Below are 22,947 nucleotides of genomic sequence, written 5' to 3' on the forward strand. Positions count from 1 at the left end.
TCCGTCACACGTCGGAGGTTGGTGGTCGGACTGATCCAGAACGGCATCGTTGGAATAGGAAACGTGATTCAATACCGCGTTGAGTCCGTAAGACATGATACCTCCCCGTCCTGCCGTGATCGCTCACGGCAAGGTCCTGCGTGTCTTGAAGACAACCGCGTCAAAAGTCGCGGATGTCCCGCCCGTCTGTACTAGTCGTTCGCCTGGCTTTGCCGTCACGCGTGTCGGGTAGCTTCAACGTGTCTCTCACTTCTCTCATTTGCGCATGGCGCGAGCGAGATACGAAAATCCCGCCTGGAGACATTCGGACAAAGAGCTACCGTTCCCATATTACTATGGGTTTTGAACCGACAATCGCTTGGTAAAGCGTCGCCAACGTGCACACCGCCGCCGATTTGCACGCTCGCCCCGTTTCCAAAACCGCGCTGGTCTCAAGATCGTGGGCGCCGCGAACGACTTAAGGAATACACTAAGCGGAAAGACTCGCAACGGAATTGATTCACACTTGAGGCAACTAAAAACTTGATCTGCGTTAACGCCGCGCGTGAGTTGTTCACAGGCCCGAGAGCAAGGTTTTGAATCAGCGTGCAGAATCGAAAGCGAAGCGCGTTGTGTGACAATTCTCGAACGGCGGCCAAAAATATTTTACAAAACCTTCACGTGGATACCGTGCGAGCTCATTTTCCAAATGCTTGTCGTCACTATGTGGATAAGTGATTATCGAAGCACCGTTTTTTGAGTCTCGTTTCGCAGGGTAACTCCGTCCGAGGATGTTCCAGTGAAACTACGGTGTGCAGGGGCGCGAATTCAACTTAAGCCCGCCCCGCAGGGGTTTTTCGCAGCGCAGTGTAAAGTTTCTGGTTGCAAGATCACCCGGCGGGTAAAACTACGGGGGCAGCTCACAGTCAGCGAGGCAATTCTTCCAACGGAAGATCGTTCGTCGAACGACCGCTTGCGTGAATATGACAGGCAATAAAAAAGCCCGGCGAGATGCCGGGCTGATTTATGATCGCGATCATCGATCGGATCGATCGATGGTTTCGCCAGCTTGCTTGCCTGGTTACTTGGCGAGCTTTGCGATCTGCGCGGTGAGCCGCGAGACTTTGCGGCTGGCATTGTTCTTGTGAATGATGTTGCGCTGCGCGGCGCGCATCAGGGCGGGCTCTGCACTCGCCAGCGCCGTCACGGCGGCGGCGCGATCGCCGGTCTTGATGGCTTCCTCGACGGTGCGCACGGCGCCGCGCATCTGGGTGCGGCGCGACTTGTTGACGGCGGTGCGGCGGGCGATCTTGCGCGTCGCTTTCTTGGCGGAAGTGGTGTTGGCCATGGTCTCAAATGTCCTCTGCGGGTACCGGTCGCGTCTTGATCGGGGTAGCGCCGGCTGCTTGACCGCGTAATCGACGCTCGGATTTAGGATGTTCGGTGCAAGGCTGTTCTCGGAACATGAGCGACAGCCTTGCGGCCATCTCTGAGGCCCAAAGAGCCTGCAACTGCTCAAAGAACAGCGGCGGCAGGATTGCGCCCGCCGCCAGTTGGCGCCCTTATAGAGGGGGTCTGAGGCACCGTCAACGCTTTCAAGGCCTGGAAAACAGGCCTTGGGTGGTCTGGATGCGGGCCGTAACGCCCTGATGAGGTTGAATTTCTGCCGTCTCCCGGGTATTGGCTGGCGGATCGTCCGATCGGACGACCATATAAGGTGAGGTATGATCCGCGGCTTTTTCCGACTGATTGGGCTGTTGCTGCTGGCCGGCGGTTTCATCTTCATGGTCTATGACGGCGCCCGCTGGGTCGCCGACCAGACCTTGCGGTTCACCCGGTTCGGCCAGTTCTGGAACGACATCCACCAGGCCAGCCAGCAGGCGTTCCGGACCTGGGTCGAGGCTAAGGCGCCCTGGCTCTGGACCTCGGTGATCCGCCTGGTGCTGGATCAGCCGGTTTTCGCCGTCCTCGGCATTTTGGGCATCCTCCTGATGATCCTGTTCCGGCCGCGCAGGCCCTTGATCGGCTATTCCCGGGACTGAGCTTTCGCGCAGGGAACGACGTAACAGAGCTGCCTCCTCCCGCGTAAATGCCTATATTCCCCCTCTATCGCGAGCACGCCGCCTGAGCGTCTGGCTTAGTCGACGCACAGCTCGTTTCGGAGATCCGACCATGCTGTTCATGCGCAAGACCACCGCACTGCCGAGCGCAGCCGAAGCGCTGCCGGGCCGCGCCAAGCCTTTACCGACCGCCACCACCCATTTCGTCAACGGCGCGAAGTTGCAGCCGCCTTATCCCGCGGGTCTCGAGCAGGCCGTGTTCGGGCTCGGCTGCTTCTGGGGTGCCGAGCGCAAGTTCTGGGAGCTCGGCGACGGCGTCTACGCCACCGCCGTCGGCTATGCCGGCGGTCACACGCCGAACCCGACCTATGAAGAGACCTGTTCGGGACGCACCGGCCACACCGAAGTGGTGCTGGTCGTGTTCGATCCGAAGAAGATTTCCTACGAGCGCCTGTTGAAGGCGTTCTGGGAGAATCACAACCCGACGCAGGGCATGCGTCAGGGCAACGACGTCGGCACGCAGTACCGCAGCGCGATCTACACTTACTCCGATGCGCAACAGAAGGCAGCTGTCGAGTCGAAGGCGCTCTATCAAAAGGCGCTTGCCGCAAAAGGCCTCGGTGCCATCACCACCGAGATCGCGCCCGCCGGTGAGTTCTACTTCGCCGAGGATTACCATCAGCAATATCTGGCCAAGAATCCCGCCGGCTATTGCGGCCTCGGCGGCACCGGCGTGTCCTGCCCGATTGGCGTCGGTGTGAGCGCGTGATCTAGCCACGAACTCGTCCGTCATGCCCGGGCTGGTCCCGGGCATCCACGTTCTTTGTGCCGCGAGAGAGATCGTGGATGGCCGGGACAAGCCCGGCCATGACGATGTCGCAATAGATCCCCTCAACGCTTTATTAACCATATCGGGTGCATCACTTGAGCTGTCTCGTTTCGAGGGATGGCTCCGGTGCGGGTTGCGCGCGCGTTTAGATTGTCGATCCTGGCAGCGTCCGCCGCGCTTGCCCTCGGCGGCTGCATGCAGACCGTCGGCCCGGTCGCGATCGCGCAGCCGCGTGCCGATCTCGACTCCATGGCCTATGGCCAGCCCTACGGCGCGCCGCAGCCGGTCGTCGTTGCCGACGGCGGAGGCGCCATCAACGCGCTGCGAAATTCCTTTGCTTCTTCCCCTGCGCCCGTGCCGGTCGGCTACGCCGCGCCGATGGCGGCGCCGGTCCGCTACGATGCGTCCTACCATCTCGATGCCGGCGACAAGCTGCGCGTCGTGGTCTACGGCCAGGAAGGTCTCACCAACAGCTACGCGATCGATGCCGGCGGCTCGATCACCATGCCGCTGATCGGCGCGGTGCCGGCGCGCGGCCGCACCACGGCGGGGTTGGCCGGCGAAATCGGGGCGCGCCTGCGCAACGGCTACATCCGCGAGCCCTCGGTGGCGGTCGAGATCGAGGCCTACCGCCCGTTCTTCATTCTCGGCGAGGTTTCCGCGCCCGGCCAATATCCTTACGTGCCGAGCATGACGGTCGAAAGCGCGGTCGCCATCGCCGGCGGCTTCTCGCCGCGCGCCAAGCGCGACGTGGTCACTGTCACGCACACCGAAGCCGGCGGTGCGATGCGCGCCGTGGTGCCGCTCGGCACGCCCTTGGCCCCCGGCGACACCGTGTTCGTCGGCGAGCGCTGGTTCTAGCTCACCGTCATTCCGGGGCGCGCGTAGCGCGAACCCGGAATCCATCGCGCGACCAACTCTGAGGCGCGATGGATTCTCTGATGCGCAATTGCGCATCATAGCCCGCGCCTGTTCGGCGCGTCCCGGAATGACGGCGCAGGTGATGTCGACGGCGCGTTGCCGCTCGCGACCTACCGCCGAAAATCGAGCCGCCCGTTCGGAAAACACCCGTCAATGCGCGCGGCATCGACGACGAGCCCGACCCATGGCCGCGTGATCGCGGGAGTGGTCAGGTTGATGTACTTGCCCACCAGGCGATTTGCGCCGTCGCGCGTTGCGTCGATGAGACCGTGCCGGCGGCCATTGTCCCAGTCGAAGCGCAGATAGATCCGCTCGCCTTTGACCCGAACCTCGGCGCGGCCCTGCTTCCAGCTCTCCGGCGTGTCGCCGGCAATGGTCGGATCGGCGCCGCCGTTCCAGCGGCTCGCCCAGGTGCCCTCGAGCGGATCGGACAGCGCGGGGATCGACGCCCAATGCGCCGCATTGCCGTCGGCTGCATCGCCGGCAAGCGTGGCGGTCGTGGCATAGTCCATCACCTCGCGATCGTCCGGCTCGGGGACGTCCATGGTTCCGAACGGATTGCGAATGACGAGGTGCGTGATGACTTGCTGCATGACGATCTCCGGCGTGAGTTGGCTTGATCATCTCTATCGCCGGCGGTATCGCAGCGCCCACCCGATTCCTGCCAGAGGGCTGGCGCACCCCTCTCCTCTCGTCATTCCGGGGCGCGACAACGTCGCGAACTATGATGCGCAATTGCGCATCAGAGAATCCATTTCGCCACCAACTCTGACGTTCGATGGATTCCGGGCCTGCACCGCTTCGCGGTGCATCCCGGAATGACGGTGGAGAGAGTCGGCGCGCTACTTCAAATGCTTCGCGAAAAATTCTAGGCTGCGCGGCCAGGCGGTGTCGGCGCTGGCCTTGTCGCAGCTGGCGCGCTCGTCGCAATGGAAGCCGTGCTGGGCGCCCGGATAGATGAAGACGTCCACGTCCGGTCGTTTCGCCTTGACGGTCTCGACGTCGGTCAGGGGAATGCCGGCATCCTTCTCGCCGAAATGCAGTTGCGTCGGCGCCTTCGGCGTCTCGTCGGCAAAGCGCACGACCGCGCCGCCGTAATAGCCGACCGCCGCTTTCAGGCCCGACAGCCGCGTCGCCGCGACAAAGGCGATACTGCCGCCGAGGCAAAAGCCGATGATGCCGACGGGGCCGACGTCCTTGACCGCATTGATTGCGGCCTGGGTGTCGCGCAGCATCGCGGCCCAATCCGGATTGGTGACGAATTTGCGCGCTTCCGCGATCTCATCGGGGGAATAGCCCGACTGGAAGTTGGGTGAGGTACGGTCGAAGATCGACGGCGCGATCGCGACATAGCCTTCGCCTGCCAGCCGATCGCAGACCGAGCGGATGTGGTGATTGACTCCAAAGATCTCCTGGATCACCACCACCGCGCCCTTCGGCGCGCCTGCGGGATCGGCACGATAGGCGCTGAACTGGAAATTGTCGGAGGCCGTCAGTTTGATGTCTTGTCCCACGCGGGTTGTCCTTCTTTGTTGTCGATCGCTCCACAAACTCGCCGTGCCCGGGACAAGCCCGGCCATGACGATGCGGAAACTCCAGCGCACAACTCCGTTCGCCGCGCGCGATTGCCTTAGGCCATGAGAAGTGACATTCACTCCCACATCCAGTTCTCGCCGTAGTCCTCCTTCCATCCTGCCAGCCGGCCATGACGGAATTGAAGGAACAGGCGGTGGCGATAGGGTATCAATCCGCTGCCGCCGACGTTGCGCAGGGCGAGGTAGATCTCGTTGCCGGGACGCCCGCGGATGTATTGCAGGGGCTGCCCAAGGGCGCGCGCTGTCTGCCCGGCGTCCATGCCGAATGCCAGTGGCGTGTTGTTTGACAATGTCGCGACGAAGGGCAGGCGCGGCGGCGTTCCACCGAATTGCTCGGCCTGCGTCGCGGCTGACGTCGAGAGAAGTGTCGCCATAGCGCCAGCGGCCAACGTCGCGTGCTTCATCGTTTGCGTCCCCGTGACCGGCCTATCCCGGCAAGTTCTTCAGGAAAGGCACCACCGCGTCAACAAAAGCCTGTGGCTGATCGATGTTGACGGCGTGTCCGGCCGCGGGGATCACGACCTTTTGTGCGCCGGGGATTTTTGCCGCCATGTAATCGGACGCTGCGAGGAACGGCGTGTCATCGGCACCGACCACGATCAGCGACGGCACCTTGATATCCGGCAACAGCTCGATCACTTTCGCATCGCGCTGGGTCAGCATGCCGCGTGCGGCAAGCGCCAGCCCCTTGGCGTTGCGATGGCTCGCGGTCGCGCGCTCGCGCGTTGCCGCCTTCAACACGTTGAGACCTTCGCGATCGAGCTTGTCGGCGGTGGCGAGCGCACGCGCATTCCAGGCCTCGCGCGCGTCATCCTTCTTGAATCCGGGACCGGTGTCGACGATCAGGAGTGCGCGGGTGGCTTGCGGATGGGCGCGATAGAACGCGAGCGACATGTAGCCGCCGAGCGAGAGCCCGCCGATGATGGCGCGTTCGGCGCCGATCGCGTCCAGGATTGCGGCCATGTCGGAGACGGTGAGCGCTTCGCTGTAGGCGCTGGGATCATCCGGGTAATCGGACTGGCCGTGACCGCGCATGTCCCACAGCACCAGCCTGTGATCTCGCGCGAGCGCGTCGACCTGGCCGTGCCACATCGCCGAGGTCGAGGAGTAACCGTGGGTGAGCAGCAGCGGCGGACCATCGCCATGGACCTCGTAATGGATCCCAACGCCGTCTCGATCGATCCTTGGCATTGTTTCCGCCCTTCCATTTTTATTCTCGCCGCAACGTCGGTGCACCCTCTCCCCTTGTGGGAGAGGGTGGCTCGCCGCGTAGCGGCGAGACGGGTGAGGGGTATCTATCCACGCGTGAGCCCTCTCTTTGTGCGGAGAGATACCCCTCATCCGGCGCTTCGCGCCACCTTCTCCCACAAGGGGAGAAGGGGCGTCCGCGTCGGCGGTTGCACTCTAGCCCGCCAAGTTACCTCGAAGAAACTGCCTGAACGCCATGGCATGCATGTCTGAGAGCACTCTCTGTTGCGTCCAGTCGCTGCATCAACGCCGCTGTCGCAACGCACAACAAGCAGACGCTGCGCTTGTTTCGATCGATTCCAAATTGCATTTGCCTCAGCGCCTGAACCCGATCATTCTTGCGATCAAGGTGGGCGCCGGCCCGGTGGGCGTCCGCCAATACAAGTTGCCGCCGTAAGCGGCTTCATGCACCGGCAGGGGAAGACGCCTATGCCAACTCTCACTATCAACGGGCGGAGTCTGTCCGTGGATGCGGCAAACGACACGCCGCTCCTTTGGGCTATCCGCGAACAATTGCAGATGACCGGCACAAAGTTCGGCTGCGGTGCCGGCCTGTGCGGGGCCTGCACCGTGCACGTCAACGGCGAAGCCGTGCGCTCGTGCCAGACCATGGTCGGCGACGTCGCCGGCAAGAAGATCACCACCATCGAAGGTCTTTCCGCCAAGGGCGATCATCCGCTCCAGAAGGCGTGGATTGCCGAGCAAGTCCCGCAATGCGGCTACTGCCAGTCCGGGCAGATCATGCAGGCGGCCTCGCTGCTTGCGAAGAATCCCAATCCGACCAAGGACGAGGTCGTGGCGCATATGGACGGCAATCTCTGCCGTTGCATGACCTATTCGCGGATCCAGAAGGCGATCATGCGGGCTGCCACCGAAATGCGCACCGCTTCCGCCTCCGGCAACGAACGGAGGCCCACATGAATCAGCTTATCAAGACCATCACACCCGAGACGACCGATCTCAGCCGCCGCTCCTTCCTCGTCGGCACCGCCGCGACCGGCCTCGTGCTCGGCTATGCCGGTGTACCCGGCATCGGTGAGGCGCTTGCTGCACCCTCGAACTTCGAGCCGAGCGTCTGGTATGCGATCGCGCCAGATGGTCTCGTCACCGTGACCTGCGGCAAGGCCGATATGGGCCAGCACATCGCCTCCACCATGGCGCAGATCGTGGCTGAAGAACTCGGCGCGAAATGGAGCGACATGCGCGTCGCACTCGCCTCCAACGATCCGAAGTTCAACGACCCCGTGCTGGGCGCGCAGCTCACCGGCGGAAGCTGGTCGACCATGATGAATTTTGACGCGATGAGCCGCGCCGGCGCAGCCGGACGGATGGCCTTGACCGAAGGTGCTGCCGCCACGATGGGCGTGCCGGCGTCCGAGCTCGTGGTGCGCGATTCCGTGATCTCGCATCCGAAGTCGAAGAAGCAGATGTCGTTCGCCGACGTCATCAAGAGCGGCAAGGCGACAAAGAGCTTCGCGCCGGACGAGCTGAAGGCGATCAAGCTGAAGACGCCGGATCAGTACACCATGATCGGCGTGTCGGTGCCGCAGCTCGACATCCCCTCCAAGACCAACGGCACGGCGAAGTACGGCATCGACGTGATGCTGCCGGGCATGGCCTATGGTGCGGTGGTCACGCCGCCGGTGCGCTTCGGCGCCACGGTGAAATCGGTCGACGACAGCGGCGCGAAGAAGGTGCCGGGCTTCATCAAGGCCGTGACCCTCGACGACAAGACCGGAACGACATCCGGCTGGGTCGTCGCTGTGGCCAGCACCTACGCCAACGCCAAGAAGGCGGCCGCGGCGCTGAAGATCGCCTATGACGGCGGTCCGAACGCGAAGGTGTCGAGCCAGTCTCTGCTCGATGAAGCCAAGCGGCTTCAGAAGTTAGAGGATTCCGGCCAGTTCTTCGTCAAGGACGGCGATCCCTCGGCGGCGTTCGGTTCGGCGGCCAAGGTGCTGGAGGCGGAATACACCACCAGCATCAACATCCACGCGCCGATGGAGCCGATGAACGCCACCGCGGAGTTCAAGGGCGACATCCTGCACATCTATTCCGGCAACCAGTTCGCGACACGCTCCGGCGCGATCGCAGCCGGTGCGGCCGGGATCGATCCGAAATTCGTCGTCATGCATCAGACGTGGCTCGGCGGCGGTTTTGGCCGCAGGCTCGACGCCGACATGATGATTCCGGCGGTGCAGGCGGCGAAGGCGATCGGCAAGCCGGTTAAGGTGATCTACACGCGCGAAAACGACATGACGATGGATTTCTCGCGTCCGCTCACCTACCAGAAAGTGAAGGCCGGCGTGGACGGCGATGGCAAGCTCGTCGCGCTCAGCCACGACGTGGTTTCGGCCTGGCCAACCCAGCGCTGGGGAATCCCCGATTTCCTGACGCCCTCGGTCGACAAGAAGGAGCCGCTCGACTCCTTCACGGTGAATGGTGCGGACTTCTTCTACACCGTGCCCAATCACCATGTGCGGGCGATCAAGAACGAGATGGCGCACAACGCCACCCCGTCGGGTCAGCTTCGCTCGGTGGCGCCGGGCTGGACCTTCTGGGCTGTCGAAAGCATGATCGACGAGATCGCGGTTGCGGCGGGCAAGGACCCCGCCCAGTTCCGCATCGCGCTGCTCGACGGCAAAGGCAAGAACGACGGCGGCGCGCAGCGGTTGCGCAACACGCTGCTCGCCGCGATGGGGCTCTCCGGCTACGGCACCAAGCAGCTGCCGAAAGGCGAGGGCATGGGCGTCGCCTGCGTCTCGTCGCAGGAACGCGCGACCGCGAGCTGGACCGCCTGCGTCGCTCACGTTGCCGTCGCGCCCTCGGGCGAGGTGACCGTGAAGAAGCTCACGGTCGCAACCGATGTCGGCACGCAAGTGCATCCCGACAATATCCGCGCCCAGGTCGAGGGCGCGGCGCTGTGGGGCCTGTCGCTGGCGATGTACGAGAAGGCGACGCTGAAGGACGGTGGCATCGAGCAGACCAACTTCGACAGCTACACGCCCTTGCGCATGAGCCAGATGCCCGAGGTCGCGATCGCCGTGATCGCCAATGGCGAAAAGGCCACAGGCGTCGGCGAGCCGGCGGTGACGGTGATCGCCCCGGCCATCGGCAACGCCATCTTCAACGCCTCCGGCGCCCGGGTGCGGGCCTTGCCGATCACGGCCGAAGCCGTGAAGGGGGCGATGAAGGCGTAAAGGTGGTTACGATTGTGACGTGACACGATCCGCCGGAGGCAGCCTCCGGCGGATTTGTCTTGCGAAAAACCTCAGCGTTTACAATGGCCGTTCTACTTTGCATGGGGTTGTTTTCGACTTTTTTTGATTGGGGCCGCCGCGGAAGACAAATCCGTAAAATTGGACCTGAAACCGCAGGGTTCCATTGAGCACGCCTCTTAAGGGCCGGAGAACCTGATCCGGCTTAGGCTTTCGCCCTAATCCAGTCCCGTGCTCTCAATTCAGTGCTCTTGGGGAAGCCATGAACGCCTCAGCAAAACCAGCCGCCAAACGCCGGCTTCTGCTCGCCTCCGACCGGAGCGACGAGAGCACCGAGCTCGCCAGCATTTTGAAGGCGGTGGGCGACGTCGCGACGGTGACGACCCGGGAGATCCCCGAGCAGCCGGCGCGCGATCTCTCCGGCCTCGTCGTCGACATCAACCTGCGCTCGCCCGAGAGCGTGCAGCGGGTGCGCAACAAGCTGCGCGGTGACGCCTATCGCGCGATGCCGCGGCTGTTCGTGCTCGCGGACGCGCTGCATCACGGCACCATGCAGGCCTGGGCGCTGGGCGCAACCGACACGATCTCGCGGCCGCTTCAGCCCGAGGACATCCTGCAACGCATCCGCGCCGCGTTCCCCGACACCGCCACCTATGACGCGACCGACCGCGGCAAGACGCTCAACCGCGGCGTCGAGGCGGCGCATGCGGTGCTGAGGAAGATGTTCGAGAAGCTGCCGCTCGGCGTGCCCCTGACCTTCGACGATGTCATCGCCGCCGAGAGCAAGATACTGAAGGCGATCAGGCACTCTTCGCTGCGCGAATGGCTCACCACCGTCGGCTGCCACCATGCCGGCAGCTATCGGCACTGCCTATTCGTTACCGGCTTCGCGGTCTCCTTCGCGCAGCATCTGGGCATGCGCGAGGACGATCAGCGCCGCCTGACCCGCGCCGCCCTGCTGCATGACGTCGGCAAGGCTTTCGTTCCGTCCGCGCTGCTGGACAAGCCGGGCAAGCTTACCGACGAGGAGATGGACGAGGTCCGCCAGCATCCGCGCCGCGGCTACGACGCGCTCGCCGCGCAAGGCGGCTTCCCGCCGGAGATGCTCGACGTGGTGTTGCATCACCACGAATTCCTTGACGGCAGTGGCTATCCCAACGCCCTCTCGTCGAACCAGATCAGCGACATCGTGCGCCTCACCACCATCGTCGATATCTACGCCGCACTGGTGGAGAAACGCGCCTACCGCATGCCCTTCACCCATTCCCGCGCCTTTGCGATGATGGAAAGCATGGGCGGCAAGCTCGATCAGCAGCTGTTGCAGGCGTTCCGGCCGGTGGCGCTGGGATCGTTCTGACGATCAGTTGCTGCGAATCTTGCGGCGCTAGCACTACACGCTCGGTGTCGTCCCGGCGAAGGCCGGGATCCATTACCACAGGGAGTTGTTTGGCGACGACTCGTCGTCCGTTATAGGCCCCGCGCCCCATCGATAAATCACGCGGTATGGGTCCCGGCCTTCGCCGGGACGACATTGCTACTCCACCATCTTCCGCAACTCCGCCTTCGCGACCTTCTCCAGCGTCGAGCGCGGCATGTCGTCGACGAAGTGGATCTCGCGCGGCAGCTTGAAGTCGGCAAGGCCTTTGCGGCAGGCGGCCATCACGCTGTCATGCAGATCGGGCGGGGCGGCGCCGACGCCGCCGTGCGGGATGATGAAGACGACCGGCACCTCGTCCAGCATCGGATGCTTCTTGGCCACCACGGCCGCCTCGCGCACGCCGGGGACGACGGCGATCACCTGTTCGATCTCGGACGCCGCGACATTCTCGCCGCCGACCTTCAGCATGTCCTTGGCGCGATCGCCGAACCTGATGCTGCCGTTCTCCAGCCGCGTGACGCGATCGCCGGTGAGAAAAAAGCCGTGCTCGTCGAAGCTTTCGCGCGTGGCCTTCTCGTTGTGCAGATATTCGGCGAACAGCGACAGGCCTGGAATGCCCTTGATCGAGAGATTGCCGGTGTCGCCGACCTCGGTCGGCCGCCCGTCATCGTCGGCGATGCGGATGACATATTCCGGCGCGGCGCGGCCGATCGACATCGGAATGTTGGGCTGGTCGACTTCGCCGACGATGCCATGGGTGATGGTCTCGGTCATGCCCCACCAACCGATGATCTTGACGCCGAAGGCGGCGAAGGCCGGCGGTTCGTTGATCGCGGTGCCCCACAGACGGAATTTGTGGTCTTTCGGGATCTCCTGCTCCAGCAGCGCCTTCATGCAGAAGGGAATGGTCGAGGTCCAGGTCGAACCGTGCTCGCGCGCGACGCGCCAGAACCGGCTCGCCGAGAAGCGCGGCTGGATCACGCAGGTCGCGCCGACCCACAGCGTCGCCAGCATGGAATAGGCGAGCGCATTGGTGTGGAACAGCGGCAGATAAGTCTGGTGCACGTCGCTTGCGTGCAGGTCTTCATGCGCGGCGTTGACCTTGGCGCCCCACAGCGCGTTGGTGTGAGTCCAGAGCACCGCTTTCGGACGCGACGTCGTGCCCGAGGTATATTGCACGCTGCACGGCGCCAATGGATCGATCGCGCGCCGCGGCCGGTCCGCGCTGTCAGCAAACAGTGCCTCAAAACCGTCACCGCGGGAGACCGCTTGCGCAGGTGCCGCGCCGGCATCGTGCGAGGTCACCGCCATCCAGCGCAAATTACGGCAGTGCCTTGCGACGATCTCCGCATAGGCCGGCTGGGTGATCGCGGCGATCGCGCCGCAATGATCCGCGAAATATTCCATTTCAGCGGGTGCTGAACGCGTGTTGGTGGTCACCGCGATGGCGCCGAGCTCGACACAGGCAAACCAGGCGAGCATCGCCTCGATGCAATTGTCGAGATGAATCAGCACATATTCGCCGGGCTCGACGCCGCGCTTCGCCAGCCCGGCGGCCAGCGCGCCGACCCGCTCGTGAAACTCGCCGTAGCTCCAGTGCCGGGCCGGCGCATCGAACGGCGCCCATGTCAGGAACGGATGATCGCGGCGCACCTCGGCCCGCATCTTGAGCAGCCAGGGCACGTCGAGCCCGGCGAATGGACCTACGATTCCGGCGGCCGTATCGTTCGGCATGTTTTCTCCCCTGCAGCCTGCTCTTGCTGGCGGCTGCTGATATTGTCGGGAGACTTTCTGCCATTGGATGGCGCGGGGAGCAAATTTGCTTGTCATTCCGGGGCGGTGCTCGCGCACCGCCCCGGAATGACGGACTAATCCTCGTACGACGAAATCTCGATCAGGCTGCCGTCGGGATCCCTGCAATAGACCGAGCGCAGCGTGCCGCGGGCGCCCTGCCTGGGTCCGGGACCCTCCTCGATCGCGACGCCGTGTGCCTGCAAATGCGCCACCACCTCGTCGGGTGTCGCGGAGGTGAGGAAGCATAGATCCTCGCTGCCGGCGGTCGCATGGTCCGCGGTGAACCACTCGACCTTGTCGGCATCGCGCGGCCGGACGTTGATCTTCTGGTTACCGAATTGAAGCGAAGTCCGCGGCGCTTTGCCGCCGCCGGGCTCGAACAGCTTGACTTCCATGCCGAGGATCTTGCGATACCAATCGGTGGTGCGCGCGACATCGGCGACGTTGATCACGAGATGATCGAGGGCTTCAACCTTGACCGGCATGCTTAATCCTTTCGTCGCTATGTTCGTTGCGCACTTTCCGCGTGCTTCGGGCTTTGTTACAACGCCGCTCACGCCACTTTCAAGACATCTGGCTTTCAAGAACAACACGTTGGGAGAACCCTTGAGATGATCACTCGCCGTACCGCGCTGGGCCTGCTCGCCGCCAGTCCGCTTGCAGCCACCCCGCTGTCGAAGGCCCTCGCCGCCGATTATCCGGCCCGGCCGGTGAAATGGGTGGTCGGCTATCCGCCGGGCGGGGCCACCGATATCCTGGCGCGATTGATCGGCCAGCGGCTGTCAGAACGGTTCGGTCAGCAATTCGTGATCGAGAACAAGCCGGGCGCCGGCAACAATATCGCCACCGAATCGGTCATCAATGCCGAGCCCGACGGCTACACGCTGCAGCTGGTCAATCCAGCCAACTACATCAACGCCACGCTCTACGCCAACCTCAAGTTCAACTTCGTGCGCGACATCGCGCCGGTGGCCTCGTTCCAGCGCGTGCCGAACGTGATGACGGTCAACAAGGACGTGCCGGCCAAGAACGTCGCCGAGTTCATCGAATATGTGAAGTCCAATCCCGGCAAGGTGAACATGGCCTCTTCCGGCAACGGCACCTCCGTGCATCTGTCTGGCGAGATGTTCATGGCGATGACCGGCTGCAAGATGCAGCACGTGCCTTATCGCGGCGCGGCGCCCGCGATCACCGACATGCTCGGCGGCCAGGTGCAGGTGATCTTCGACAACATGCCCTCGATCATCCAGCACATCCGCTCCGGCAGCCTGCGCGCGATCGGCGTCACCACCGCGGAGCGCTCGGCGCAGCTGCCCGACGTGCAGGCAATCGGCGAGACCGTGAAAGACTACGAGGCCAGCGCGCTGTTCGGGATGGGGGCGCCGAAGAACATGCCGAAGGAGATCATCGCCAGGCTCAACAATGAGATCAACACGCTCATGAAGGAGCCGGACATGACCAAGCGCCTGGTCGACCTCGGCGGCGATCCACGGGTGCAGACGCCGGAGGCGTTCGGCGAGGAGATCAAGGCCGAGACCGAGAAGTGGAAGAAGGTCGTCGAGTTCGCCGGCCTGAAGGTCGAGTAGCGATCTTGTGATGGTCAGAATCGACCAAGGATGGAGCCCTGCCGTATGGCAGGGCTTTTTTCTTGGGTGTCTTGTCCCGTCGGTCTGGAATAAAACGGCGCTACGAAACCTGATGGTAGATGGCGCCGTATCTCGCGCCACCAAGAGAGGAGTTGGGATCATGCGCAAGATGCAATTGGCGCTGCTGACGCTGGGCGCGACGGTCCTTGCCGGTTTCGTCGACGTCACTCCCGCGGCGGCGCGCGACTATCCCTGGTGCGCGCAGGGCGGGGAGTACGATTATCCCGGCGAATGCGCCTACAGCACCTATGAGCAATGCCAGGCCAGCGTCTCCGGCCGGCTGCTGTACTGTGGTCCCAATCCGCTCGTCGCTTACGGTCAGGCGTCTCAGCCGCAATCCCGGCCGCACCGGCGTACGCGGCCCGTCGCGCCGAATTAATCGCGCGCCGCATTCTTTCATTCGGTCCACGGTCACGGAGTCGTGTGGGCCCGCAGGCGCGGGTTCCAGCTTGACGTCCTTCCGTTCACGCCTATACTAAACCACATGGTTAAGTATCAGGACGAGACGCTGGACCGGACTTTTGCGGCGCTGTCCGACCCGACCAGGCGCGCATTGCTTGCACGCCTCGGCCAACAGGACAGCCTGTCGGTGAGCGAGCTGGCTGCGCCGTTCTCGATCTCGCTGCCGGCGATCATGAAGCATCTCGACGTGCTGACGGACGCCGGCCTGGTCGTGCGGGAGAAGACCGGCCGCACGGTTTCCTGCCGGCTCACCGCGCAGCCGATGGAGCAGGCGATGAACTGGCTCAATCGCTACGCGCAGTTCTGGTCCGACAATCTCGATCGCCTTGCCGCCTTTGTGGAGGAAGACTCATGGCCAACGCAGCCGTCAACCCCGATCCCCGCGCCGGCGAACGCCCAACCGAACGCCCAAGCCTCACGCTCACGCGCCGGCTCCGTGCGCGGCCGGAAAAAGTCTACGCCGCCTGGACGCAAGCCGAACAGCTAATGCAATGGTTCGGTCCGCCGAACATGAAGCCGGCCACGCTGAACGCCGAGCTCGACGTTCGCACCGGCGGCCACTACCGGATCAGCTTCACGCGCGACGACGGCGAATATTTTGAAGCTCGCGGGACCTACCGCGAGGTCGTGCCGAACGAGCGGCTGGTTTTCACCTGGGCCTGGCATTCGACGCCCGAACGCGAGTCGCTGGTGACGATCTCGCTGAAGCCCGACAGCGTCGGCACGCTGATGGTGTTCCATCACGCGCAGTTCTTCGACGAGACCGCACGCGACAACCATCAGCGCGGCTGGAGCTCGTTCTTCGACAAGCTCGACGCCTTCGTCGCCTGATCCCTGTCAAAGGAGGAAACCATGCAGCAACATCAAATCGTCTCGCGCGAGCAATGGATCGCAGCCCGCAAGGCTCATCTGGCGCACGAGAAGGAGTTGACGGAAGCCCGCGAGCGGCTCGCCGAGGAGCGGCGCGCACTGCCATGGGTCAGGGTCGACAAGAACTACGTCTTCGACGGTCCGAACGGCAAGGTGGCGCTTAACGACCTGTTCAAGGGGCGACCGCAGCTCGTGGTCCAGCACGTGATGTTTGCGCCTGACTGGGACGCGGCCTGCAAGAGCTGCTCGTTCTGGGCGGATGGTTTTGAGCGCATGGTGCCCCATCTGGCCGCGCGCGACACCACCATGGTCGCGGTGTCCCTGGCCCCGGTCGCCAAGCTCGAGGCGTTCAAGACGCGGATGGGCTGGACCTTCGACTGGGTCTCCTCAGGCAGCAACGGCTTTAACCACGATTACGGCGTGACGTTCTCGCCCGAGCAGATCGCCACCGGCAAGCCGATGTACAATTTCGGCACCACGCCGATCTATGGTCCTGAGCTACCCGGCATCAGCGTGTTCTACCGCAACGACGCCGGCGAGATCTTCCACACCTACTCCTGCTTCGCCCGCGGCCTCGACATGATGAACGCCGCATATCAATACCTCGACCTCACCCCGCTCGGTCGTCACGAGGAGGGACTGCCCTATCCGATGGATTGGGTGCGGCTGCGTGATCAGTACGAGCCGCAGGCGGCGAAGGTGTCGTGTTGTCACGGGTGAGGTGGATGGGCACGCTGGGTCCACATTGGCGCTGTCGTCGCCCGACTTGATCGGGCGATCCAGTATTCCAGAGACGGCGCTGGTTCACCCGAGAAGCCGCGGCGTACTGGATTCCCGGCTTGCGCGGGGAATGACAACCGAGGTTGCTGCGGCGATGTGCGTCCCCACTACCTCTTCGCGTCGGCCTGCTCGGCAGCGTTACAGGAGATCAGCATCGTGTAGGCCCGGGCGTTGCCGGCGATGTCGGTGGTCTTCAGCTCGCCCTTCGGCTCCGCCGTCTGGTAAGGCACCACGCTGTTGTCCAGGAAGTCGCGCAACACGCCGGTCTTGATGGCGAAATTGATGTTCTCCGGGAGAGCTCCTGTCGCTCTCGCAACCCTTAAGGCGTCGAGTTTACTGGAGACCACGCCGACCACCTGACCGGACATGTCGAACAAAGGCCCGCCGCTGTTGCCGGGCTGGACGGCCGCGCTGATCTGCAAATGCCTGGTGTCGTTGCGCAGACCGCTGAGCGAGCTCACGATGCCGTTGGTTACCGTGAAATCGGAGGTGAGATAGCCGTGGAAGGGAAAACCGATCGCGACCACCGCATCGCCGGATTTCATCGAGCGGTCCCGGATCCTGGCGAAATCCTTGAAAATTGTCGTCGCTGGCGCCTGGAGCAAGGCAAGATCGTTGGTCGAATCCTTGGACACCACGCGCAGCACCAGCGCCGCGTCGCCGGTGAGATTGCCTTTGATATCGCCGACGCAGCCTTCGACGACGTGGCTGTTGGTGACGATGTGTCCGTTGGTGCTGACCACGAAGCCGGTGCCGCTGAAGCTGCCGGTCCGTCCCGGCTTGGCGGCGGGCGGTGTGCCTTGCTTGTCGCCGGGCGCTGCGGGCTTTGCCGCCACCTTGGTGAAATCGCCGGCCTTGCCGAGTCCGTCGGCCTTCACTTTGGTGACGCAATTGGCCAATGCCGCGATCACGGGCCCGGTCGAGGTCAGATCGAAATTCAGGACGGTGCGGCCGGCCGTTGCGACCATCAGGCTTGCCTTCTGAAAGGTTCGCACGACGTTGGCCGGCATGACGGCCGTGAGCATGTTCGGCTGATTGGCGCTGGCGAACAGCCGGGCCTGTTCCTGTCCGTCAAAGATGACGTCGATCGCGGCGTTCTCGCCCTTGTTGAAGCGATAGCCGGGACTCGCAAAGGCCAACGACCATGTGCCGGCAGCACTGTAGCCCACGACGAGGATGACGCCGTTCGCGTAGGGCGTCGTCGCCGCACAATGGGAGAAAGCGCCGGTTTCATCATTGCTGAAGGCGCCGCCGATCCAGTTGCCGATATTGACCGAGCCGAACGGTCCCGCCGCATTCGCTGCTCCGGCGACACTCACCTGCAATAGAAACGCAACGATCAATGACTTAAGCCACATAACACCCCCCGGGAACGCGTTGGGCCCATCTTATCCGTGGGAAGCTGCGCCGCGCAACCGACAGTTGTCGTTTTAGGCCGGGTCTCGTCTGGGCGACTCTCGATCTTGCCTTTACTTTGCAACCCTATATACTTTGCAATACAAAGTGGCGGGGCAAGTGATCCCGAAAGCACGGGCGGAGCGAGGCTTGGCGTTGCCAATGCGTGATCTCGACAAGGCATTGGCCGACATCGTGGCGATCCGCAGCCAGATCGCGGCCGGCACCGCATTCCGCGGCTACGGCCCGGCGACCATGGCTGCGACCGGCGCGGTCGCTCTCGTTACCGCGATCCTGCAATTCTGGCTGCTCGGCGATCCCACGAGCGAGCCGCTCGGCTTCTTCCTCGGCTGGTTCATTGCCGCGGCGCTCTCCGGCCTGATCATCGGGATCGAGATGCGGGCGCGTTCGCGCCGCCATCATTCCGGTCTCGCCGATGCCATGATCCACCAGGCGGTCGAGCAGTTCCTCCCCGCAGGCGTCGCTGGCGTGCTCCTTGCGGTGGTGATGTGGAAGTTTGCGGCCGAGACGCTATGGCTACTGCCTGGCCTGTGGCAGATCCTGGTGTCGCTCGGCATGTTCGCCTCCATCCGCTCGCTGCCGCGCACTGTCGCGCTCGCGGGCGCCTGGTATTTCATTTCGGGCTTCGCCGTGGTGGTGCTGGCGAGCGGGACCCATACGCTGTCGCCATGGACCATGGGTCTGCCCTTCGTGATCGGCCAGTCGGTGATGGCGGCCATTCTGTATTTCGCGTCCGGAGACCATGATGTCGAAGACTGACAGCGCGCCCTTTTCGTATGAAGGGCTCGACCGTGTGATCCACGAGAAGGCGAGGCTCGGGCTTTTGACCTCGCTGATGGCGCATCCCAAAGGTCTGGCGTTCGCCGATCTCAAGCAGCTCTGCGGCCTCACCGACGGCAATCTCAGCCGGCATCTCGCCGTGCTTCAGGAGGCAAGCCTCGTCGAGGTGACCAAGGGCTATGAAGGCAATCGCCCGCACACCACCTGCCGCCTGACCAAGGCCGGCCGCCGCCGCTTCCTCGACTATCTCGCCGTGCTGGAGCGCCTGGTGCGCGACGCCGCCAAGGCCGCCGGCCGCGAGGGGGCCCCGCTCGGCCGCCTCGGCATTCTCTCGACCTGATCGTCCCCTTTTTTGACCGGAGACTTTGCAATGCAAAGTGACGTCACGTCCCAAACCGAAAAGCTTCATGTCGGCATCATCATGGACGGCAACGGACGATGGGCGACGCGCCGCGGCCTGTCGCGCGCGCGCGGTCATGAAGCCGGCGTCGAGGCGATCCGCCGCATCGTCGAGATCGCGCCCAAGCAGGGCATCGGCACGCTGACGCTCTACGCCTTCTCCACCGACAATTGGCGCAGGCCGAAAGCCGAGGTCGCCGCGCTGATGACGCTGTTGCGCTTCTATCTCGCCAACGAGGTGCAGAGCCTGGTGAAAAACGGCGTGCGCCTCACCGTGATCGGCCGCCGCGACCGGCTTCCGGACGGCATCGCTAACGCCATTGCGCGCGCGGAGGACGCCACCACGCATGGCCGTACGCTGCATCTGCGCATCGCCGTCGACTATTCCGCGCGCGACGCCATCCTCAATGCCGCCGCGAAGGCGGCCGCGCTGACGAACCTCACCCGCGAGGCATTCTCGCAGCTCGTCACCGGCGAGGCCGGCTTGCGCGATGTCGATCTCATCATCCGCACCAGCGGCGAGAAGCGGCTGTCGGACTTCCTGCTGTGGGAAGGCGCCTATGCGGAATTGCACTTCACCGAGCGGATGTGGCCTGAATTCGATGCCGCCGATCTCGCGGACGCGTTGGCGTCATTCCACGGCCGTGAGCGCCGTTTCGGCGGCTTGCAGGCGATCATGCCGGAGGAGGTGCCTTCACTCTCCCGTGTGTGACGTCCGGCACAGGGAAGCGAGCTCGCGAAGAAAGCGGGGTTCGGGGATACCGGACTCGGAGATTGGCAGTCGGTTCACCTCGCAAAACGCCTGCCGCGATAGCCGGGCTTGCCGCGAACCTGAGCAGGCGTGCAGCGCAATCGAAAATCGCTGCACGCTTCCGCGGATCGTGCTCTACTATCTCCCGCGATGGGAGCTTTTGGCGATGCGCGCAGTTCTGGACTATTGCACCGGCGGAACGGAGCGGCAGGTCACGGCCGGGACGCTCATCATCACCGAGGGCGGCACCACCGGCCATCTCTATGTGCTGATGCAAGGCAAGCTCGAGGTGCTCAAGGGCGAGATGGTGGTCGCCACCGTCACCGAGCCCGGCGCGGTGCTCGGTGAGATGTCGGTGCTGCTGGGACAGCCGCACACGGCGACGGTGCGGGCCTGCTCCGACGCGGTCGTCTACGAGTTCGAGGATGCCGCCTCGGTCCTCAAGCGGGAGCCTGAGGTCGCGCTCCTGATTGCGCGCCTGCTGGCGCAGCGGCTCAATGTCGCCAATACGTATCTCGCCGATCTCAAGCGGCAATATGCCGGCCATGGCACGCATCTGGCCATGGTCGGCGAGGTGCTCCAGAGCATGATCAACCTGCCGCCGCTTGAGGTCTCGCCAGGCTCGGATCGACAATCCGATCCAAGGATGTAAGCCAGTCGGGTGGAGCCTCGACCGGCAGAGCCGGCCGCCTCAATGGCGCGCTGAGATCGATCCACTGTGCTTCGCCCGCCGCCAGCCAGAACGCCTTGTCAGCGTCGAGGTCCAGCACGATGTGCGTCGGCGGCCGGCCGGGTTGCAGGCCGGCGTTGACGACCCAGGTCGGGCCGAGCCGGTCGAACCACGAGCCGTCCTTGATGAACGGCGATTGATGCACATGGCCCGAGATCACCAGCGACGGCTGATATTGCATGATCCACTGCACCAGCTCGACATCGCCGAAGAAGCGCTTGCCGCCCCAGCTCGTCGGCGAATCCGCCGGCGGCGCATGATGCGCCCAGATCCATCGCTGCGGCCGGCCGGTGGCGGCGTCACGCAGCTGATCGGCGAGGCGCTGCTTGACCAGCGGACCGTCCCACCACGGGCACACCGTGAACAGCGTATCGCCAATGGTGAGGCTGTCGCCGTCGCAGGCAATGCCGAGCTCGCGGACCTCCGAGATCCAGCGCGAGACTTTCTCGCCGTCCGCATTGCGTTCGTCGAGATCGTGATTGCCGGAGCAGAGGATGACCTTGGTCTGTGCGGCAAGCAACGCAAGGTATTTCTTCACCACCACGATCTGCGCGCGAAAATCCACCATCGAGCCGATGTCGAGCGCATCGCCGGCGAAGATCACGAGGTCGAATTGCGGCGCCGCGCTGACCAGCCAGTCGAACTGCGGCAGCGAGTAGTGCAGGTCGGCCACGACCAGGCAGCGCATTTGGAAATCCGTGGGTCAGACGTTGAAAATGTTTGGGAATTGCAAAACGTTCATAAGCAAGAAGCAGACCAGCATGGTCGCCGCATCTCTCAATCCGATCAGGGAAGCATGCTCCGACGCATTCGGGCGCGCAAGTGGCGGGGCGTCGCAGGGCTGGACCGGATCGTCCAATTCTGATGTCGTGACGCGCCCCCAACGCGGTGATCGCATGACCTCCTTCAAGACCGTTCGCGCCCGCGCCGAAAAGCGCAAGGGCGGGCCCAAGGCGCTGGACAAGCTGATGCCGGCAAAGCCCGACCTGAAGCGGCTGGCCAGGCTCGGCGACGATCGCATCCTCGCCGAGATGACCAAGCGGGTGTTTTGCGCGGGCTTTGCCTGGAGCGTGATCGACGCGAAATGGGACGGTTTTAAAGACGCCTTCCTGCACTTCCAGCCGGCCAAGCTCGCCTTCCAGCCCGAAGACTATTGGGAGGGCCTGCTGCGCGACGCGCGCATCGTGCGCAACGGTGCCAAGATTCTCTCGGTGCGCGACAACGCCGCCTTCGTCCAGGAGATCGCCAAGGAGCACGGCAGCTTCGGCAAGTTTCTGGCGAGTTGGCCGTCGTCCGACGAAATCGGCCTGCTCGATCTCCTCACCAAGCGCGGCAGCCGGCTAGGCGGCAATACCGGCCAGATGCTGCTGCGCTTCGTCGGCTGGGACGGCTTCGTCACGTCCAGGGACGTCGTCGCCTGTCTGCGTGATGCCGGCCTCGACATTGCCGAAGAGGTCAAGTCAAAGCGCGATCTCGCCAGGGTGCAGGCGCAGTTCAACGCCTGGGCCGAGGAGACCGGTCTGTCCTACACATACTTGTCGCGCATCTGCGCGCTGTCGGTGGGCGAGCAACGAAGCGAATGAACGTTCCCGTCCCGTCATCCGGATCGTGATCATCGCGTGGCGATCTCGCGACGTAAGCGCGGCAGATGCAACTCGCGATCACGAAATACATTTTGCGGGAACATTTGTGCGTGGCGCCCGTTCGGGAGTTTGAGCCAGGCGAACACAGGCGCAGGGAACGCCCGCTCTGGCTCAAGCCATTGAAACCGGACATGACAGAAACGGAGCAGCTCATGAAGCTAACATCCGCGCAGGTGAAGCAGACCATCCATCAACTCGGCGCCCAGGTGCTGCCCGACGAGCATCCCGCCATGCCTCAGCTCAGCAGCATGTTCGGCGAGCACACGTTCTTCGTCGATGAGTCAGGGCTCAAGGTCCTCGAACCTGCCCCATCGCTCGGAGCAGAACGCCAGACCGGCGAAGTCGTCAGTCTCGCCAACTGGAGCGATTCGGACCTGACCCGCCTGACGGCGCATGAGCCGGAGCCGACCGGTGTGATCGTCGTGTTCGAGCAGATGAAGCACTGAGC

The 22,947-nt window shown here is 63.7% G+C and carries 27 protein-coding genes; 18 read left to right on the top strand and 9 right to left on the bottom strand.

Going from position 1 to position 22,947, the window contains the following annotated elements; all coding sequences use genetic code 11:
* Positions 1-1,060: 1,060 nt before the first annotated feature.
* A complete protein-coding gene (rpsT, locus tag IVB18_RS01165) occupies positions 1,061-1,327 on the bottom strand; it encodes a 30S ribosomal protein S20 (protein WP_247425792.1) in 267 nt (88 codons plus the stop codon).
* A gap of 376 nt (positions 1,328-1,703) precedes the next feature.
* Between rpsT and IVB18_RS01170 the strand changes: the two genes are divergently transcribed.
* The 3 genes from IVB18_RS01170 (at position 1,704) to IVB18_RS01180 (ending at position 3,729) form a co-directional block, all read left to right on the top strand.
* Positions 1,704-2,021, top strand: a complete 318-nt coding sequence (locus IVB18_RS01170; RefSeq protein ID WP_247987522.1) for a hypothetical protein — start codon at positions 1,704-1,706, stop codon at positions 2,019-2,021.
* 130 nt (positions 2,022-2,151) lie between these two features.
* Complete coding sequence (gene msrA / locus IVB18_RS01175; protein ID WP_247987523.1) at positions 2,152-2,808, top strand: peptide-methionine (S)-S-oxide reductase MsrA; 657 nt, start codon at positions 2,152-2,154, stop codon at positions 2,806-2,808.
* Between the two features lie 177 nt (positions 2,809-2,985).
* Complete coding sequence (locus tag IVB18_RS01180) at positions 2,986-3,729, top strand: polysaccharide biosynthesis/export family protein (protein ID WP_247987524.1); 744 nt, start codon at positions 2,986-2,988, stop codon at positions 3,727-3,729.
* Positions 3,730-3,899: 170 nt separating this feature from the next.
* Here the strand turns inward: IVB18_RS01180 and IVB18_RS01185 are convergent, their stop codons facing one another.
* On the bottom strand, positions 3,900-4,382 hold the full coding sequence (locus IVB18_RS01185) for a hypothetical protein (protein ID WP_247987525.1): 483 nt from the start codon (positions 4,380-4,382) through the stop codon (positions 3,900-3,902).
* Between IVB18_RS01185 and IVB18_RS01190 the strand changes: the two genes are divergently transcribed.
* A complete protein-coding gene (locus tag IVB18_RS01190) occupies positions 4,381-4,611 on the top strand; it encodes a hypothetical protein (protein WP_247987526.1) in 231 nt (76 codons plus the stop codon). The two genes, IVB18_RS01185 and IVB18_RS01190, sit on opposite strands and share 2 nt — an antisense overlap.
* Before the next feature lie 20 nt (positions 4,612-4,631).
* On the opposite strand, the gene IVB18_RS01195 is transcribed toward IVB18_RS01190, so the two are convergent.
* From IVB18_RS01195 to IVB18_RS01205, 3 genes are all read right to left on the bottom strand, one after another.
* The gene (locus IVB18_RS01195) at positions 4,632-5,303 is read right to left on the bottom strand and encodes a dienelactone hydrolase family protein (protein WP_247987527.1); all 672 of its coding nucleotides are present in this window, start codon (positions 5,301-5,303) and stop codon (positions 4,632-4,634) included.
* Between the two features lie 137 nt (positions 5,304-5,440).
* Positions 5,441-5,788, bottom strand: a complete 348-nt coding sequence (locus IVB18_RS01200) for a hypothetical protein (RefSeq protein WP_247987528.1) — start codon at positions 5,786-5,788, stop codon at positions 5,441-5,443.
* A gap of 22 nt (positions 5,789-5,810) precedes the next feature.
* Complete coding sequence (locus tag IVB18_RS01205; RefSeq protein WP_247987529.1) at positions 5,811-6,575, bottom strand: alpha/beta fold hydrolase; 765 nt, start codon at positions 6,573-6,575, stop codon at positions 5,811-5,813.
* A 486-nt stretch (positions 6,576-7,061) separates the two neighbouring features.
* Between IVB18_RS01205 and IVB18_RS01210 the strand changes: the two genes are divergently transcribed.
* The 3 genes from IVB18_RS01210 (at position 7,062) to IVB18_RS01220 (ending at position 11,207) form a co-directional block, all read left to right on the top strand.
* On the top strand, positions 7,062-7,553 hold the full coding sequence (locus tag IVB18_RS01210) for a (2Fe-2S)-binding protein (RefSeq protein WP_247987530.1): 492 nt from the start codon (positions 7,062-7,064) through the stop codon (positions 7,551-7,553).
* Positions 7,550-9,832, top strand: coding sequence for a molybdopterin cofactor-binding domain-containing protein (locus tag IVB18_RS01215; protein ID WP_247987531.1), 2,283 nt, complete (start codon positions 7,550-7,552; stop codon positions 9,830-9,832). Before IVB18_RS01210 ends, IVB18_RS01215 begins: the two co-directional genes overlap by 4 nt.
* A gap of 280 nt (positions 9,833-10,112) precedes the next feature.
* Positions 10,113-11,207, top strand: a complete 1,095-nt coding sequence (locus IVB18_RS01220; RefSeq protein ID WP_247987532.1) for an HD domain-containing phosphohydrolase — start codon at positions 10,113-10,115, stop codon at positions 11,205-11,207.
* A gap of 177 nt (positions 11,208-11,384) precedes the next feature.
* Here the strand turns inward: IVB18_RS01220 and IVB18_RS01225 are convergent, their stop codons facing one another.
* Both IVB18_RS01225 and IVB18_RS01230 read right to left on the bottom strand, forming a co-directional pair.
* Positions 11,385-12,962: an AMP-binding protein gene (locus IVB18_RS01225; protein WP_247987533.1), complete on the bottom strand. Its 1,578-nt coding sequence runs from the start codon at positions 12,960-12,962 to the stop codon at positions 11,385-11,387.
* A gap of 134 nt (positions 12,963-13,096) precedes the next feature.
* Entirely contained in the window at positions 13,097-13,507 is a 411-nt protein-coding gene (locus tag IVB18_RS01230) for a VOC family protein (protein ID WP_247987534.1), read from the bottom strand.
* A gap of 126 nt (positions 13,508-13,633) precedes the next feature.
* On the opposite strand from IVB18_RS01230, the gene IVB18_RS01235 reads away from it, so the two are divergent.
* From IVB18_RS01235 to IVB18_RS01255, 5 genes are all read left to right on the top strand, one after another.
* Positions 13,634-14,608: a tripartite tricarboxylate transporter substrate binding protein gene (locus IVB18_RS01235; RefSeq protein ID WP_247987535.1), complete on the top strand. Its 975-nt coding sequence runs from the start codon at positions 13,634-13,636 to the stop codon at positions 14,606-14,608.
* A 160-nt stretch (positions 14,609-14,768) separates the two neighbouring features.
* Complete coding sequence (locus IVB18_RS01240) at positions 14,769-15,047, top strand: DUF3551 domain-containing protein (protein ID WP_247987536.1); 279 nt, start codon at positions 14,769-14,771, stop codon at positions 15,045-15,047.
* A gap of 105 nt (positions 15,048-15,152) precedes the next feature.
* Positions 15,153-15,617: a metalloregulator ArsR/SmtB family transcription factor gene (locus IVB18_RS01245; protein ID WP_247987537.1), complete on the top strand. Its 465-nt coding sequence runs from the start codon at positions 15,153-15,155 to the stop codon at positions 15,615-15,617.
* A complete protein-coding gene (locus IVB18_RS01250; protein WP_247987538.1) occupies positions 15,617-15,961 on the top strand; it encodes an SRPBCC domain-containing protein in 345 nt (114 codons plus the stop codon). The genes IVB18_RS01245 and IVB18_RS01250 overlap by 1 nt, the downstream gene beginning before the upstream one ends.
* A gap of 21 nt (positions 15,962-15,982) precedes the next feature.
* Positions 15,983-16,720 (top strand): thioredoxin family protein, encoded by a 738-nt coding sequence (locus tag IVB18_RS01255; RefSeq protein ID WP_247987539.1) that lies wholly within the window; start codon positions 15,983-15,985, stop codon positions 16,718-16,720.
* 167 nt (positions 16,721-16,887) lie between these two features.
* Here the strand turns inward: IVB18_RS01255 and IVB18_RS01260 are convergent, their stop codons facing one another.
* The gene (locus IVB18_RS01260; protein ID WP_247987540.1) at positions 16,888-18,138 is read right to left on the bottom strand and encodes a trypsin-like peptidase domain-containing protein; all 1,251 of its coding nucleotides are present in this window, start codon (positions 18,136-18,138) and stop codon (positions 16,888-16,890) included.
* Between the two features lie 199 nt (positions 18,139-18,337).
* Between IVB18_RS01260 and IVB18_RS01265 the strand changes: the two genes are divergently transcribed.
* From IVB18_RS01265 to IVB18_RS01280, 4 genes are all read left to right on the top strand, one after another.
* Complete coding sequence (locus tag IVB18_RS01265; protein WP_247987541.1) at positions 18,338-18,955, top strand: hypothetical protein; 618 nt, start codon at positions 18,338-18,340, stop codon at positions 18,953-18,955.
* Complete coding sequence (locus IVB18_RS01270) at positions 18,942-19,316, top strand: transcriptional regulator (protein ID WP_247987542.1); 375 nt, start codon at positions 18,942-18,944, stop codon at positions 19,314-19,316. The genes IVB18_RS01265 and IVB18_RS01270 overlap by 14 nt, the downstream gene beginning before the upstream one ends.
* 30 nt (positions 19,317-19,346) lie before the next feature.
* Positions 19,347-20,087, top strand: coding sequence for a di-trans,poly-cis-decaprenylcistransferase (locus IVB18_RS01275; protein ID WP_247987543.1), 741 nt, complete (start codon positions 19,347-19,349; stop codon positions 20,085-20,087).
* Between the two features lie 205 nt (positions 20,088-20,292).
* Positions 20,293-20,778 (top strand): cyclic nucleotide-binding domain-containing protein, encoded by a 486-nt coding sequence (locus IVB18_RS01280; RefSeq protein ID WP_247987544.1) that lies wholly within the window; start codon positions 20,293-20,295, stop codon positions 20,776-20,778.
* On the opposite strand, the gene IVB18_RS01285 is transcribed toward IVB18_RS01280, so the two are convergent.
* Positions 20,717-21,544 carry a metallophosphoesterase gene (locus IVB18_RS01285; RefSeq protein WP_247987545.1) on the bottom strand — a complete coding sequence of 276 codons (828 nt, stop codon included), beginning with the start codon at positions 21,542-21,544 and terminating at the stop codon, positions 20,717-20,719. The genes IVB18_RS01280 and IVB18_RS01285 overlap by 62 nt on opposite strands.
* A 208-nt stretch (positions 21,545-21,752) precedes the next feature.
* On the opposite strand from IVB18_RS01285, the gene IVB18_RS01290 reads away from it, so the two are divergent.
* Both IVB18_RS01290 and IVB18_RS01295 read left to right on the top strand, forming a co-directional pair.
* Positions 21,753-22,439, top strand: coding sequence for a DNA-3-methyladenine glycosylase I (locus IVB18_RS01290; protein WP_247987546.1), 687 nt, complete (start codon positions 21,753-21,755; stop codon positions 22,437-22,439).
* Positions 22,440-22,651: 212 nt separating this feature from the next.
* The gene (locus IVB18_RS01295; RefSeq protein ID WP_346732691.1) at positions 22,652-22,945 is read left to right on the top strand and encodes a hypothetical protein; all 294 of its coding nucleotides are present in this window, start codon (positions 22,652-22,654) and stop codon (positions 22,943-22,945) included.
* Positions 22,946-22,947: the final 2 nt, after the last annotated feature.

It is taken from the genome of Bradyrhizobium sp. 186 (assembly GCF_023101685.1).
Lineage (GTDB): Bacteria > Pseudomonadota > Alphaproteobacteria > Rhizobiales > Xanthobacteraceae > Bradyrhizobium.